The 14,173-nt window shown below is 66.0% G+C and carries 13 protein-coding genes; 6 read left to right on the top strand and 7 right to left on the bottom strand.

Translation table 11 applies throughout. The features are described 5' to 3' along the window. Nucleotides 1–2: 2 nt before the first annotated feature. Genes BKA04_RS02850 through BKA04_RS02840 form a run of 3 tightly spaced genes read left to right on the top strand, consistent with a single transcriptional unit; the run spans nt 3 to nt 4,540 of the window. A complete protein-coding gene (locus BKA04_RS02850; protein ID WP_104095057.1) occupies nt 3–1,115 on the top strand; it encodes a glycoside hydrolase family 15 protein in 1,113 nt (370 codons plus the stop codon). Then, nucleotides 1,112–3,322, top strand: coding sequence for a glycoside hydrolase family 31 protein (locus BKA04_RS02845; RefSeq protein WP_104095056.1), 2,211 nt, complete (start codon nt 1,112–1,114; stop codon nt 3,320–3,322). Before BKA04_RS02850 ends, BKA04_RS02845 begins: the two co-directional genes overlap by 4 nt. Before the next feature lie 39 nt (nt 3,323–3,361). Further along, entirely contained in the window at nt 3,362–4,540 is a 1,179-nt protein-coding gene (locus BKA04_RS02840) for a benzoate/H(+) symporter BenE family transporter (RefSeq protein ID WP_104095055.1), read from the top strand. 7 nt (nt 4,541–4,547) lie between these two features. Here BKA04_RS02840 and BKA04_RS02835 read toward each other — a convergent pair whose 3' ends face one another. Beyond that, nucleotides 4,548–6,569 carry a M3 family metallopeptidase gene (locus BKA04_RS02835; RefSeq protein ID WP_104095054.1) on the bottom strand — a complete coding sequence of 674 codons (2,022 nt, stop codon included), beginning with the start codon at nt 6,567–6,569 and terminating at the stop codon, nt 4,548–4,550. 25 nt (nt 6,570–6,594) lie between these two features. Between BKA04_RS02835 and BKA04_RS02830 the strand changes: the two genes are divergently transcribed. Further along, on the top strand, nt 6,595–7,404 hold the full coding sequence (locus BKA04_RS02830; RefSeq protein WP_104095053.1) for a methyltransferase domain-containing protein: 810 nt from the start codon (nt 6,595–6,597) through the stop codon (nt 7,402–7,404). On the opposite strand, the gene BKA04_RS02825 is transcribed toward BKA04_RS02830, so the two are convergent. Then, nucleotides 7,401–8,339, bottom strand: coding sequence for an NAD-dependent epimerase/dehydratase family protein (locus BKA04_RS02825; RefSeq protein WP_104095052.1), 939 nt, complete (start codon nt 8,337–8,339; stop codon nt 7,401–7,403). The two genes, BKA04_RS02830 and BKA04_RS02825, sit on opposite strands and share 4 nt — an antisense overlap. Then, the gene (locus tag BKA04_RS02820) at nt 8,336–8,995 is read right to left on the bottom strand and encodes a MerR family transcriptional regulator (RefSeq protein WP_104095051.1); all 660 of its coding nucleotides are present in this window, start codon (nt 8,993–8,995) and stop codon (nt 8,336–8,338) included. The genes BKA04_RS02825 and BKA04_RS02820 overlap by 4 nt, the downstream gene beginning before the upstream one ends. Before the next feature lie 162 nt (nt 8,996–9,157). On the opposite strand from BKA04_RS02820, the gene BKA04_RS02815 reads away from it, so the two are divergent. Continuing rightward, nucleotides 9,158–9,799, top strand: a complete 642-nt coding sequence (locus tag BKA04_RS02815; RefSeq protein ID WP_104095050.1) for an ArsR/SmtB family transcription factor — start codon at nt 9,158–9,160, stop codon at nt 9,797–9,799. Continuing rightward, nucleotides 9,796–10,125, top strand: coding sequence for a hypothetical protein (locus BKA04_RS02810; RefSeq protein WP_104095049.1), 330 nt, complete (start codon nt 9,796–9,798; stop codon nt 10,123–10,125). The genes BKA04_RS02815 and BKA04_RS02810 overlap by 4 nt, the downstream gene beginning before the upstream one ends. 57 nt (nt 10,126–10,182) lie before the next feature. On the opposite strand, the gene BKA04_RS02805 is transcribed toward BKA04_RS02810, so the two are convergent. From BKA04_RS02805 to BKA04_RS02790, 4 genes are all read right to left on the bottom strand, one after another. After that, complete coding sequence (locus tag BKA04_RS02805; RefSeq protein ID WP_104095048.1) at nt 10,183–10,464, bottom strand: hypothetical protein; 282 nt, start codon at nt 10,462–10,464, stop codon at nt 10,183–10,185. Continuing rightward, on the bottom strand, nt 10,464–13,055 hold the full coding sequence (gene valS / locus BKA04_RS02800; RefSeq protein WP_104095047.1) for a valine--tRNA ligase: 2,592 nt from the start codon (nt 13,053–13,055) through the stop codon (nt 10,464–10,466). The genes BKA04_RS02805 and valS overlap by 1 nt, the downstream gene beginning before the upstream one ends. A 140-nt stretch (nt 13,056–13,195) precedes the next feature. Beyond that, entirely contained in the window at nt 13,196–13,408 is a 213-nt protein-coding gene (locus tag BKA04_RS02795; protein ID WP_104095046.1) for a hypothetical protein, read from the bottom strand. Between the two features lie 29 nt (nt 13,409–13,437). Next, on the bottom strand, nt 13,438–14,079 hold the full coding sequence (locus BKA04_RS02790) for a hypothetical protein (protein WP_104095045.1): 642 nt from the start codon (nt 14,077–14,079) through the stop codon (nt 13,438–13,440). Between the last annotated feature and the right edge of the window lie 94 nt (nt 14,080–14,173).

The raw sequence follows: 14,173 nt of genomic DNA, 5'->3' as shown, positions 1-14,173 counted from the left end.
AGATGACGAACAACCCGATTCACGCCCTTCTGATCTCGAGAAGCATCGAGGTCATCAAAGATGGACAGGCGGCCACCGGAGCGTACCTCGCGTCTCCGACCTTCCCGACCTACCAGTACAGCTGGTTCCGGGATGGGGCATTCATCGCCGATGCGATGAGCCGGGTGGGTGAGATCGCCAGCGCCGAAGCGTTCTTCGGCTGGTGCGATCGCATCCTCACAGACCGACGCGAACAGATCCTGGATCTGGTCGCCCGGGGTGAGCGCGACGTGGAGGACGTCGCGCTCACCGAACACCTCCACACGCGATACACGATCGACGGCCAGGAGTCCGGCACCGAGTGGCAAGACTTCCAGCTCGACGGTTACGGGACCTGGCTGTGGGCGCTCGACCGGCACAGCATCCGCCACGGTCGCGATCGCACGGCCTTCGCGGAGGGCGCCGCCCTCACGGTGCGCTACCTCTGCGTGTTCTGGGCGAGCCCGTTCTACGACTGGTGGGAGGAGAACGGCCACCGCAGGCATCCGTCGAGCCTCGCCCCCATACGCCGGGGTCTCCTCGCTGCAAGCGGGTGGGAAGAGCTCGACCCTGGGCTTCGCAAACGTGCGGCCATCGTGGCCGGAGAGATCGCCGCTCTCATTGCGGCAGAGGGTCTCCACGACGGCCACCTCACCAAGTACTTCGGAAGCGACCAGGTCGATGCGAGCCTCATCGCCTGCATGACCCCCTTCGAGCTCTACCCGATGGGTGACCCCGTCGCGACAGCCACGATCGAGCGCATCGAGAGGGAGCTCGCCCCAGCCGGCGTCTACCGCTTTCTCGACGACACCTACTACGGCGGCGGCGAGTGGATCCTGCTTGCGGGATTCCTCGGGTGGCATCATGCGAAGGCCGGAAACCTCGAGAGGGCACAGGAACTCGCCGACTGGATCGCCGCACAGGCGGACGTCACCCTGAATCTTCCGGAACAGGTCGACACTCACGCCCTCCACCCGGAGCGCATCGCCGAGTGGGTCGAGCGCTGGGGGCCGAGTGCCTCCCCTCTTCTCTGGTCCCACGCCATGTATCTGACCCTTGCGACGAGTCTCGGAATGACAGGAGTAACCGAACGGTGATCCGCCACAATCCTCCAGGGCGAGGCCACGCCTATCGCCCCAGTCTCGACCAGCGCGATCCGGTTCAGCCGGAAGCGGGCGAGCAGGTCACTCTCGGTGTGCTCGTCTCGCAAGCGGCGGGCGTTCCCGTCGTCGAGCTCGACGTCAACGGTCGAATCATGGCGATGGATGCCCACCGCCTCGACACTGCCGACTCCGGCCTCGTACTCGGCGATGCGGGCGGACACCTGGCGGCCGCCGCCGAAGCGGGGGAGGACACCGGGGGGCTGGATGCCTGGCAGGTCATGGTGGGTCCGTTCGCGACCGGCGACCGAGTGCGCTACCGGTTCCGGTCCGCCGACGCCCGCGAAACGACATCCTGGTTCGCATTGCCCATCGGATCCTGGGAGCGGTCCGGGGGTCGACTCGTCGTCGAAGGCGCCGAAGGACACGTCGCACCCACTTCCGTGCAATGGCTCGTCGTCGACGGGAAACCCGTTCGCGCCCGTTTCGCACTGACGCTCTCGGCAGGCGAGCACATCGTCGGGCTCGGTGAGCGATTCCACTCCCTCGACCAGCGTGGCTGGGCCGTCGACGCGACAGTGTTCGAGCAGTACTGCGACCAGGGCGTGCGGACCTACCTTCCCGTGCCGTTCGCGCATGTCGTGGGCGGTGATGGCTGGGGCTTCCACGTCGACACGACCCGCCGAGTCTGGTTCGACATCGGCAAGCAGGATGCCGGCATGCTCCGGATCGAGGTGCTCGTCGACCCGGATGACCCGCAGGTCACTCTTCGGTTGTGGGATGGAAGCCCGGCGGACGTCCTCTCGGGCTTCTTCGACGTGGTCGGAAAGCCGGCGCGCATCCCCGACTGGGCCTACCGGCCGTGGATCAGCTCGAACGAATGGAACACGCAGGAGAGGGTCGAGTCGGAGGTCGCCCGTTCGCTCGAGGAGGGCATCCCGGTCGGCGCCATCGTCATCGAAGCGTGGAGCGACGAGGGCACCATCCACATCTGGCGGGATGCGCAGTACACGCCGCGACACGACGGCGAACCCCTGCGCTACCAGGATTTCACCTTCCCGCCCGACGGGGCATGGCCGGACCCGAAGGGCATGATCGACCGGCTGCACGCCCAGGGCGTCAAAGTCATTCTGTGGCAGATCCCGGTCGTCCCGGACCACGACATCGAGAACGACGAGCAGCTCGTCGCCGACCGCGTCGCCCTTCAGGAACGCGGCTTCGCCGTGCTCGAGGAAGACGGCAGCCCGTATCGGAACCGGGGCTGGTGGTTTCCCCGTGCGCTGCTCCCCGACTTCACGAGACCTGAGGTGCGCGAGTGGTGGACCGAGAAGCGTCGCTACCTGCTCGAGGAGATGGGCGTCGACGGGTTCAAGACGGATGGCGGCGAGCACACGTGGGGGGACGAGCTCCGCTTCGGTGACGGCACGCGCGGCGACCTGACTAACAACCGCTATCCGAATCTCTACGCGCAGGCCTTCCACGAGCTCCTCAAGCGCGCGGGCACCGACGGCCTGACCTTCAGCCGGGCCGGGCATGCCGGCGCGGGCAGCTTTCCGGGGCACTGGGCGGGCGACGAGCGCTCGACCTGGGAGGCGTTCCGCGCCTCCGTGACCGCGGGCCTCACGGCAGGGGCATCCGGGATCTTCTCGTGGAGCTGGGATCACGGCGGGTTCTCCGGCGAACTGCCGAGTGCCGAGCTCTACCTTCGAACCGGGGCGATGGCCGTGTTCAGCCCGATCATGCAGTACCACGCGGAGTTCAACCATCATCGGGTCCCTTCGCACGACCGCACACCGTGGAACATCGCGGAGCAGTCGGGCGATCCCCGCGTGCTGGACGTGTATCGCGGCCTCACCGAGTTGCGCGAGCGTCTCGTGCCCTACCTCATCGAGCAGGCGAAGCTCGGCACGGAGAACTCGAAGCCGCTCCTGCGCGCCCTGTTCTTCGATCACCCGCACGACGAGAGAGTGTGGGAGTTTCCGCTGCAGTATCTGCTCGGCGACGACCTCCTCGTCTCGCCGGTCACCGAGCCCGGCGCCACCGAGTGGTCGACCTACCTTCCGGAAGGCGAGTGGGTGGATGCCTGGACGGGCCAATCGCATACCGGTGGCCGGGTCGTGACTCGGGCCGTGCCGATCGAGGAGATCCCGGTCTACGTTCGGGTGTCGTCGTGGGAGAAATTGCGGGGCGTCTTCACGCCATAGGATGGCGTCACTCCCGCCGACGCGAAGGACCGATACCTCATCCTGCAGCCCATCTCCGCCGGAATCGTCGGCTCCATCGCCGGATTCGCCACGTCGTTCGCCCTCGTCATCGCTGGGCTTCAGGCGGTGGGCGCCACGGATGCGCAGGCCTCGTCGGGCCTGCTGATCCTGTGTGTGACCGTTGGGCTCGCCTCGATCGGGTTCGCCCTCGTATACCGCATTCCGATCTCGATCGCATGGTCGACTCCCGGCGCGGCCCTGCTGGTGGCGGCGGGCCAGAATCACGCGAACTTCGCGGCAGCGGTGGGCGCGTTCATCGTGTGCGGTGCGCTCATCATCCTGTGCGGGTTGTGGCCGGCGCTCGGGCGGCTCATGACGAGCATCCCCAAGGCGATCGCGAGCGCGATGCTCGCCGGAATCCTGTTCCCGATCTGCCTCGCGCCCGTCACGGCGATGTTCGACTACCCGCTTCTCGCGCTCCCGATCATCCTTGCCTGGCTCATCATACTGAGGCTCGCGCCCCGGTGGGCCGTGCCCTCCGCCATGCTCGTAGCCGCCATCGTGATCGCCGTGTCCGCCGGGGGCGGGTGGATGCAGAAGGCTGAGCTCGCCCCGCAGCTCGCCTTCGTGCTCCCGGTGTTCGATCCCGCCGTGATCGTGAGCCTCGGCCTGCCGCTGTTCATCGTCACGATGGCGGGGCAGAACGTGCCTGGATTCGTCGTGATGTCCACGTTCGGCTACGAAACGCCGGCCCGACCCGTGCTCGTCGGCACAGGGGTCGCCTCGGTCGGTGGAGCGATCTTCGGTGGGCACGCCATCAACCTCGCGGCGATCACCGCTGCCATCATGGCGAGCCCGGAGGCCGATCCCGACAAGTCACGACGATGGATCGCGACGCTCAGTGCCGGCGTGCTCTACCTGCTGCTCGGACTCGGCGCGGGGGTCGCGACGGCACTCGTCGCAGCCTCGCCGCCGATCCTCATCATCGCGGTCGCCGGGCTCGCCGTCGTCGGCGCCCTCGTCACCTCCATCACCGGCGCGCTCGAGGAGCCGCCGCATCGCATCGCCGCCATCGCCACGTTCCTCGTCACCGCATCCGGACTCACGATCGCCGGAATCGGCTCCGCCTTCTGGGGTCTCGTCGTCGGCGCGATCTTCATGCTGTGGCTGGGGTGGGGGAGTCGGTCGACGGCCGAGAACCCGGAACCCGCTCCCTGAGGAGCGGTCACTCCAGCCCGCGGCGCTTGAGCAGCGGCTCGATGACCGCGTCGCGGCCTCGGAAGTCGCGGTAGGCATCCAGCGCGTCCATCTTGCCGCCAACCCCGAGCAACTTCGACCGGAACCGGTCGCCATTCTCCCGGGTGAGCCCGCCATGGTCCTTGAACCATTCGACGGTGTCGGCATCCAGCACCTCGCTCCAGATGTAGGAGTAGTACCCGGCGTCGTAGCCGCCCGCGAACGTGTGCGCGAAGTACGTGCTCGAGTACCGGGTCGGCACGGCCGGGTTGTCGAGGCCGACCGCTGCGAGAGCCTTCGCCTCGAACCCCGCGACATCCGTCACTGCGTCATCGGCGGTGATCGAATGCCAGGCCTGGTCGAGCAGGGCGGCGGCGAGGTACTCGCTCGTCTGGAAGCCCTCGTTGAACTGCTCAGAGGCGTGCAGCTTGTCGACGAGCTCCTGCGGCATCGGCTCACCGGTCTCGTGATGCACGGCATAGTTCGCGAGCACTTCCGGCCACAGCATCCACATCTCGTTGACCTGGCTGGGGAACTCCACGAAGTCGCGGAACACGCTCGTTCCGGTGAACTTCGGGAACGTGACGCGGGCGAAGAGACCGTGCAGCGCGTGCCCGAACTCGTGGAAGAGCGTGTTGACCTCGTCGTAGGTGAGCAGGGTCGGCTCTCCCGCGGCGGGCTTCGGCACGTTGTGGTTGTTGACGACCACGACCGGCTGTTCGAGCAGGTCGTTCTGGCCCACGAGCTCGTTCATCCAGGCGCCGCCGCGCTTGGAGTCGCGCGTGTAGAGGTCATAGACGAACAGGCCAACAGGGGAGCCGTCCTCGTTCGAGACCTCGAAGACGCGTGCGTCCGGGTGGTATGCGGTGAGATCCGGCCGCTCCGCGAACGTGATGCCGTAGAGCTTCGTGGCCGCGAAGAACACACCGTCCTGCAGCACGCGCTCGGCTTCGAAGTACGGGCGCATGGCTGCGGTGTCGACGTCGTACTTCGCCTGTCGCACCTTCTCCGTGTAGAACGCCCAGTCCCACGGCTCGATGGCGTGCCCGGCAATGTCCTCGAGGTCCTTCTGCTCCGCGCGGGCGTTGCGAGCGGCGGGTGGTGCGAGCCTGCCGAGCATGTCGGCGACGGCCTGCGGGGTCTTCGCCGTCTCATCCGCCGTCACGTAGCCGGCATGGGTGTCGAAACCGAGCAGGCGCGCGCGCTCCGCTCGCAGCTTCGCGATCTCCAGAACGAGTTCGCGGTTGTCGTGCTCACCGCCACGGATGCCCCGGGAGCGCGATGCCGCCATGATCTTCTCGCGCACATCACGACGGGTCAGGCTGGAAAGGTACGGATGCCCGGTCGGCAGAACGAGCGTCACGAGGTACTTGCCATCAAGGCCCCGCTCCTTCGCCGCTTCCGCGGCGGCCGACACCTCGCCTGCGCCCAGCCCATCGAGGTCGCTCACATCGTCGATGACGACCGCGAGTTCGTTCGTGTCGGCGAGCAGGTTCTTCTCGAATCGGGTGGTGAGCGTCGAGAGCTTCTGGTTGTACTCCTTCAGCTTCTCCTTCTGCTCGTCGTCGAGACCGGCGCCGGCGAGCGTCATCTCGGTGAAGTAGCGCTCCACGAGATAGCGCTGTTCCGCACTTGGTTCGAGCGATTCGAGCTGGTCATGGATGGTCTTGATCCGGCCATACAGGCGCGAGTCGAGTCGGATGGCATCCTCGTGCGCCGCCATGCGCGGAGCGATCTGCTCCTCGAGGTCGTTCGTGAAGTCGCTCGAATCGGACGAGGACTTGTTGTAGAAGACGCGCGCAACCCGCAGCAGCGTCTGGCCGCTCCGCTCGAGCGGGACCATGGTGTTGTCGAACGTCGGAGCGTCATCCTGTCCCGTGATGGCGGAGAGCTCAGCGAGGTGTTCCTCGAATCCCTTCCCGAACGCGGGCAGATAGTGCTCGTCCTTGATGTCGTCGAACGGCGGGAGTTCGTAGGGGAGGGTGCTCGGCTCAAAAAACGGGTTCGTCATACTCCAACCTTATTAGGGTGGAACCATGGCAATACCTGATGAGCATTATGCGCACGGTCACCACGAGAGCGTCCTTCGTTCGCACAGTTGGCGCACGGTGGACAATTCAGCGAGCTACCTCGCGTCGGCGCTCGTGCCCGGCGCGAGCGTTCTGGATGTCGGGTGCGGTCCAGGCACGATCACGATCGATATCGCTGCGCGGGTCGCCCCCGCGATGGTCATCGGAGTCGACGCCTCGGCGGAGATCGTCGACAAGGCCACCGCGCTCGCCGCGGAACGCGACGTCGACAATGTTCAGTTCGTCGTCGGCAACGGGTACGAACTCGAGTACGACGACAACTCCTTCGACGTCGTGCACGCGCATCAGGTGTTGCAGCACGTCGCGAATCCGGTGGCGATGCTGAGGGAGTTCCGCCGGGTGCGCGCGGCATCCGGAATCGTCGCGGCTCGGGACGTCGACTACGGTGCATGCTTCTGGCATCCGGCCTCGACGGGCCTCGAACGCTGGCTCGACCTCGTGCGTTCCGTGTACCGGAGCAACGACACCGAACCGGATGCCGGCCGGCACCTGAAATCCTGGGCCATGGACGCGGGCTTCGCGGAGGTCGTCTCCACGGCATCCATCTGGTCGTTCAACTCCGAAGCCGACCGCGAGTGGTGGGGGAGCATGTGGGAGGCGCGAATCCTGCAATCCGCCCTCGCGGTCGACACGATCGACTCGGGCCTCGCGAGCCAGGACGACCTCATCGACATCTCGCGTGCGTGGCGTGACTGGATCAACGATGCGGATGGCTGGTTCGCGATGCCGCACGGGGAGATTCTCTGCCGCGGTTAGCCTGTCGCTGAGGCGACCCTTCTCGACTCCTCGAGCGCACGGACGATGCCGACCTCGTACGGAGTAGCCGCCATCGAGAACGTCGATTCGAACCGCGAGGAGTCGAAAACATAGGGCCGGGAGTTCTGGTAGCTCAGCTCGAGGGCTTCGCGGGCGACGGCCACGAACGGCGCGCCCAGTCGCATCGTGCCCAGCGAGATCGTCCGATGGCGCAGGCCGCCCCCCGTCGCGAGAGTCAGATACTCCTCGCCGGTGAGCGCCGGCGCGGTAGGAATGTGCCAGACCTTGCCGCGGGCTCGATCATCCGTCCCGAGGATCGCGAGTGCGGCACCGATGTCCGGGGTGTAGGTCATCGAGTGGGGGAGCGTGGCGTCGATGAGCCAGGTGGGCTCCTTCCCCCGCGCGACGGGGTCGAGTGCCATCGAATTGAACGCGCTCGTCGAGGCGCCCGGCCCGTAGAAGTCCGCGCTGCGCGCCACGGTGAGTTCGAGTCCGCGCTCGTGCCCGACCTCCAGCTGCTGCAGCAACGCGGCACGGATCTCGCCCTTCCTGCTGCTGGGTCGGATGGGCGAGTCCTCTGTCATCGGCCCGTCGACCTTTCCATAGGCGTAGACGTTGTCGAAATACACGAGGTGTGCACCCTCGACCTTCGCCGCCGCGATGACGTTCTCCACGACTCTTGGCCAATCCCGTCGCCAGACAGCCAGGCGGTAGGGCAAGCCGAGTACGAGGTAGACGACCTCGGCGCCGCGAACAGCCCGAATGGCGTCGTCGAGATCGCGCAGGTCGGCGCTCACCACGGGTGCGCCTGGCCCGGACTCGGGGTCAGGGGAGCGCCGGACGACGGTGACGTTCTGATCCGCGGCGCGCAGGGCCGCGGCGGTCTCCCGCCCGACGACTCCGGATCCGCCGAGTATGACGTGGTGCAGACTCATTGTTCTCTCTTCTCGTTGCTGTTCCGGCCGGAAACGGGAAATACGGTGGCTGCGGTGCTCTCTTGGGCGAGCCGGCGAAGGCCGCTCATGAGCACGTCGCCCATGACGGTTCCGACCACCATGAGTTCGAGCACGAGTTCCGGCGAATCCCGCGTCGTCAAAGCGCCCAGGTCAGCCTGTGCGATTCCCAGGCACGCGGTCGCATAGCCGGCCAGGAACTCGTCGCTGGGCGTGAAGCCGATGGTCGACAGGCCGTCGAGGGCGCGGGCGGCCAGCTCAATTCCGGGGTTGCCCGGGGTGACCGCCCACCCGCTTCCGTTGACGAGTGCCATGACCCGCTCTTGCGCTTTTGTGGATGCGGAGCGTTCGCCGGCGCGGCCTGTCGCGCCGAGCGCGTTCTGAATCGCCTCGAAGGCGAAGGCGAGGTCAGTACCCTCTGCGTCGATCACCGCGAGAACGTGCCGTGCCGAGGCGATCGACAGTCCGCCGGTCTCGATGAGTGCCCGCACCAGGCGGATGCGGTGCACGTGGTCTTCGTCGTAGTCGGTCCGATTGGGCGCGGATCGCAGGCCTTCCGCGACGAGGCCCTCCCGGATGTAGTACTTGAGCGTCGTAGCGGCGACGTCTGCTCGGCGGCACAGCTCGGAGATCTTCATGTCGATAGTGTAACTATCGATAGTGTAACTATCAACGGGCGAGCATCCGGCATCGGTGGAGTTTCCCACGCTGCAGAGATGTTGCTGCAAAGAATGTATTGCAAAGAAGTAGTTGCAAAGATGTAGTTGCAAAGAACTCTTTGCAATGCTATCTTTGTATGCATGAGCGATAGCAACGAGCCGGAGGTCGTGGCCCACGATCGCGAGATCGACCTCGAGTCGCTCAAAGCGCTCGCGCACCCGTTGCGGGTGAAGATCTTCGATGTGCTCTCGACCTACGGTTCGTTCACCGCGAGCGGCCTGGCCGAGCGGCTCGGAGAGTCGAGTGGCGCGACCAGCTACCACCTCCGTCAGCTCGAGAAGCACGGGTTCGTTCGGGAGGTCGCCGGCAAGGGCGTTGGCCGCGAACGCTGGTGGGAGCGGACGCCGGGAGGAATCAACCTGGGCGCCACCGAGGCCAAGAAGACCTCTGCCGGCCGCGAAGCAAGCCAACTCGTGATGCGGGAATGGTCCAGCAGTCGCGAACGCAACCTCGCCGAGTTCCTCGAACGCGGCTACGACGAACTCGACGACAAATGGGGCGAGGCCAGCCTGGTGAGCCTCACCAACGTGTTCATCACCGCGGAACAACTCAGCGAGTTCTCCCAGCGGTACATGGCCATGGTGAGTGAATTCGCCGACCTGCATCGCTACCAGAAGACGCCGGGGTCTCGCCCGGTACAGATCCAATTCCATGCTTTCCCCGTCATCGACGGCGAGGAGATCCCCTCAGACGACACTCCAGAAGGAGAGACGACATCATGACGATCACAGCACCCATCACGGTACTCAAGACCCCTGAAATGTCAGTGGTTGCCCGTAAATTCATGGTCAGTGAGGAGGTGAAGACAATGACTACCGCAACCGCCCTGGACCGCAACACGGACTCTCCAGCGGCCAGCAGGACCGCCTCGCACGGCATCGACCGCGCCGTCGAACGTCTTGCCGTTGCACTGCTCCGATGGTCTCGTACGCACGCCGCACGCCGCGTGCTCGACCACAGCGAGCATTCACTCCGCCTGCAGCAGAGGAACTCGGAACTGCAGCGTGAGGCTGACGCCCTGCGCATTACACAGCGCATGGGGCTCTAGCGCCCGAAACTTCATAGATTCGACTCCGGCAAGGAGTGGAGTGCGGCTTTCCTAGAGCTATTCCTCCACCCACTCCTCGCCGGAGTCGCCTGTTGTAATGGTAGCCGCGCCACTCATCGGATTGAAGCGAATCACCGTCACGCTCTCCGAGCCGGGCGCCGCGTCCAGTTCCACGATCGGCTTGCCCTCGAGCCAGGTGAGCGTCCAGCGGCGAGCGGATGCCGTGGTGTCGGCAGCCGACCCGCCTTCCTGCTCGACTTCGCGAATGGCGGCGACCACGGCATCCGCCAGCCGCGTCGGTGGTTCTGCGCCGAAGGCCCAGCGACTCCCGAGCTGCATCAGTCTGCGCTCTCGGCGAGCACGATAGAGGTCACAGCGACCTCGTCCGCTTCGGTGAACTCGAGATCGGCGATCCGCCCCACGGCCTTGAGGTCGTCTGCCACCTCGCGCAGGAGTGCCGGGCCGGCGATCGTCGCCGAGGCGACGTCCGTCTTCTGCGACGCCTTCGCATCCGTCTTGGCCCGTCGGATGCCGATGAGCGCTTCGCTCACGAGCGGGAGCAGTCCGTTCGGTGCCGCTCCGCCGCTCGCGACCGGCCACGGCGCGGTGTGGATGGAGTCGTCGTGCGTCCACGACCAGACCTCCTCCGTGGCGAAGGGGATCACGGGGGCGAACAGGCGCAGCATCACATCCAACGCCGTGCGCAGGGTCGCCACGGCGGAGGCCTGGCCCTCGGCGCCGGATGCCCCGTAGGCGCGCTCCTTGACGAGTTCGAGGTAGTCGTCGCAGAAGGTCCAGAAGAACTGCTCCGCCGCCTCGAGCGCGCGCGCGTGGTCGTACTCGTCGTATGCCTTCGTCGCGATGCGGATGACGTCGTCGAGTTGTGCGAGCAGGTCACGGTCCAGTGCGTGGGTGGCCTCGATACGGCCCTCCGGGCCCACTTGACCGGCGGTCGTCGGTACCTCGAACGAGTACACGAACTTGGCGGCGTTGAGCACCTTGATGGCCAGTCGCCGCCCGATCTTCATCTGCTTCGGATTCTGCGGATCGAAGGCCGCATCGGTTCCGAGGCGGGACGAGGCCGCCCAGTAGCGCACCGCATCCGAACCGTGCTCCTCGAGCATGGCCGACGGCGTGACGACGTTGCCCTTCGACTTGGACATCTTCTTGCGGTCGGGGTCGACGATGAACCCGCTGATCCCCGCGTTCTTCCAGGGCGCGACGCCGAGCTCGAGCTGGGCGCGCAGCACCGTGGAGAACAGCCAGGTCCGGATGATGTCCTGCCCCTGGCTGCGCAGGTCGAAGGGGAACACGAGGTCGAAGAGTTCCGGGTCGCGCTCCCAGCCACCCGCGATCTGCGGGGTCAGCGAGGATGTCGCCCAGGTGTCCATGATGTCCACCTCGCCGACGAAGCCGCCGGGCTTTCCGCGCTGGGATTCGTCGTAGCCCGGCGCGGTCGCCGAGGAGGGGTCGACTGGGAGGAGATCCTCGGACGGGACGATGACTTCCCTCTGCTCGCCGTTCTCGTCGAGCGCATACCAGACCGGGATGGGCACGCCGAAGAACCGCTGCCGCGAGATGAGCCAGTCGCCGGTGAGCCCACCGATCCAGTTCTCGTAGCGCACCCGCATGAACTCCGGCACGAAGTTGACTTCGCGTCCGCGCTCGAGAAGGGTGTCGCGCAGCGCCTCGTCGCGCGCTCCGTTGCGGATGTACCACTGCAGGGTGCTGACGATCTCGAGCGGCTTGTCACCCTTCTCGTAGAACTTCACGACGTGTGAGATGGGTCTCGGCTCACCGTCGAGGTCTCCACTCTCGCGCAGCAGTTCGACCGTCCGTGCCTTGGCGCTGAAGACCGTCTTGCCGGCCAGTTCGGCGAAAGCGGTCTTCGCCGCATCGGTCACCAGTGCATCCGGCGCGTCGTCGACGATGCGCCCGTCGCGGCCGATGATGGTGCGGTTGGGAAGGTCGAACTCGCGCCACCACACGACGTCGGTCACGTCACCGAACGTGCAGATCATGGCGATGCCGCTTCCCTTGTCCTGCTGGGCGAGGCGGTGGGCGACGACGGGCACCTCGACGTCGAAGATGGGGGTGCGCACGGTCGTGCCGAAGAGCGATTGGTATCGTTCGTCATCCGGATGCGCCACGAGCGCAACGCACGCTGCCAGAAGCTCGGGGCGGGTCGTCTCGATGTAGACGGGGGAGCCGTCCGGCTTGTGGAACGCGACGCGATGGAATGCCGCGGGCATCTCCCGGTCTTCGAGTTCGGCCTGGGCGACCGCGGTGCGGAAGTTCACATCCCAGAGCGTGGGGGCCTCGGCACGGAACGCTTCGTCGCGCGCGAGGTTGCGCAGGAACGCCCGCTGGGCCGCGGTCTGTGCCTCGGGACCGATCGTGCGGTAGGTCTGCGTCCAGTCGACGGAGAGGCCGAGTGCCCGCCAGAGTGCCTCGAAGAGTTTCTCGTCCTCCTCGGTGAGCGTCTCGCAGAGTTCGATGAAGTTCCGGCGGCTGATGGGCAGCTGGTCGGAGGCCTTCGCGCTCTTGTTGTCGCCGCCCTCGAATGGTGGTGTGAAGTCGGGGTCGTAGGGCAGGGACGGGTCGCAACGCACGCCGTAGTAGTTCTGCACCCTGCGCTCGGTGGGCAATCCGTTGTCATCCCAGCCCATGGGGTAGAAGAGGTTCTTGCCGCGCATCCGCTGGTAGCGGGCGAACAGGTCCATGTGGGTGTAGCTGAACACGTGGCCGACGTGCAGCGATCCGGATGCCGTGGGCGGCGGGGTGTCGATCGAGTAGATGTTCTCGCGCGACGTGTCCTGCGCGAGGGCGGCGGCGCGGTCGAACCGGTAGGTACCCCTGGCCTCCCATTGGGCGCCCCATTTGCTCTCCAGCCCTTCGAGGGCGGGCTTGTCGGGGACGGCGTCAGCCATGGCATTCTCCGGTTTCGCTATATGCGGCACCGTGTCTTGTACTGATGGTGCCTGAGTGTGGTTGGTGCACCCATAGTACCGGAGTGGCCGAGGGCGATGCGTGGATCAGCGGGAGAGGTCGGTGACCGTCCAGGTTTTGCTCACGTGTTCACCGTTCGGCCCGACGAGCGTGATCGTGTGGTCGCGAGAAGGCCCCTGTTCGAAGCACGGGAAGAGGTGCTCGAGTCAAGCCCTGTCGGGTTGCGGTCGACAGGTGACCCCTGGCCGAGGATGAAGACGATGAGTGCGACGAGAGCGAGCAGCAGCACCAGGGTGACCGCGAGGAGCGCGATGAGGGTTCTGTTGTTTTTCAATGGTGATGGCCCGTGGGCCTTCGTGCTCCTCAGCGCTTGAGCGTGATGGTCTTATTCGTTTGACCGCTCGTGCCGCGGATGCTCACAGTGTAGATCTGCGATGCGTTGCTGCACTGGTAGTTGAGTTCGTAGGAGCCCGATGGGGGAAGACCCGTTGCATATGGACCCGCAAACGCATCAGTCGTTGCCACACCGATCGCTGCTTCGGAAGCTCCGGTGCTGGCCCAGGTGAACGTCACGGGAATCTGGTCGGTGTCGTTCGTGCAGCCGATTGACTTGTTGTTGGCGGGAGAGAACGAGGTGAACACCGGGCCGGTCGTGGTTGGTGGTGGTGGAGGCGGTGGCGGCGGCGCAGAACTCGGCGACGCGCTCGGACTCGCGCTCGGCGTCTCGCTGGGCGAAGCACTCGGACTTGCGCTCGGCGTCTCGCTCGGATTCGCCGATGGGCTCGTGCTCACATCCGAGACCGGATCGGCGCTCGGACCGCCGAGTCCCCGCGAGAACAGCAGCGTGAGCAACACGACGACGGCGATGAGCAGGAGGCCGCCGACGATCGACAGGATCAGGATGAGCAGCTTCGATTTCTTCTTCTCGCCCCCGGTTCCGTCCGGGTCGCCAGTGCCGGGCGCGGTCGGTGCTTCGAAACGTTCGGTAGGAGTGTCGTCGCTCATGAGTCCCCGCCAGACAAGAAAGGAATGCGCACGTGCTGAAATCGATCGAACGTCATTCTAAGGGCGCGGGAGGTCGGCGCACCAGAGCCAACCT

This window comes from Terrimesophilobacter mesophilus (assembly GCF_014200375.1).
Lineage (GTDB): Bacteria > Actinomycetota > Actinomycetes > Actinomycetales > Microbacteriaceae > Terrimesophilobacter > Terrimesophilobacter mesophilus.
Note: the sequence above shows the minus strand (reverse complement) of the source record. Positions and strands in the feature narration are given on the sequence as shown.

Excerpts from the sequence above, each read along its gene's own strand:
- BKA04_RS02825 (WP_104095052.1), bottom strand. The coding sequence starts at position 8,339 with ATGAGTCTGCACCACGTCATACTCGGCGGATCCGGAGTCGTCGGGCGG.
- BKA04_RS02835 (WP_104095054.1), bottom strand. The coding sequence starts at position 6,569 with ATGACGAACCCGTTTTTTGAGCCGAGCACCCTCCCCTACGAACTCCCG.
- BKA04_RS02810 (WP_104095049.1), top strand. The coding sequence starts at position 9,796 with ATGACGATCACAGCACCCATCACGGTACTCAAGACCCCTGAAATGTCA.
- BKA04_RS02815 (WP_104095050.1), top strand. The coding sequence starts at position 9,158 with ATGAGCGATAGCAACGAGCCGGAGGTCGTGGCCCACGATCGCGAGATC.
- BKA04_RS02805 (WP_104095048.1), bottom strand. The coding sequence starts at position 10,464 with ATGCAGCTCGGGAGTCGCTGGGCCTTCGGCGCAGAACCACCGACGCGG.
- BKA04_RS02820 (WP_104095051.1), bottom strand. The coding sequence starts at position 8,995 with ATGAAGATCTCCGAGCTGTGCCGCCGAGCAGACGTCGCCGCTACGACG.
- valS (WP_104095047.1), bottom strand. The coding sequence starts at position 13,055 with ATGGCTGACGCCGTCCCCGACAAGCCCGCCCTCGAAGGGCTGGAGAGC.
- BKA04_RS02830 (WP_104095053.1), top strand. The coding sequence starts at position 6,595 with ATGGCAATACCTGATGAGCATTATGCGCACGGTCACCACGAGAGCGTC.
- BKA04_RS02850 (WP_104095057.1), top strand. The coding sequence starts at position 3 with ATGACGAACAACCCGATTCACGCCCTTCTGATCTCGAGAAGCATCGAG.
- BKA04_RS02790 (WP_104095045.1), bottom strand. The coding sequence starts at position 14,079 with ATGAGCGACGACACTCCTACCGAACGTTTCGAAGCACCGACCGCGCCC.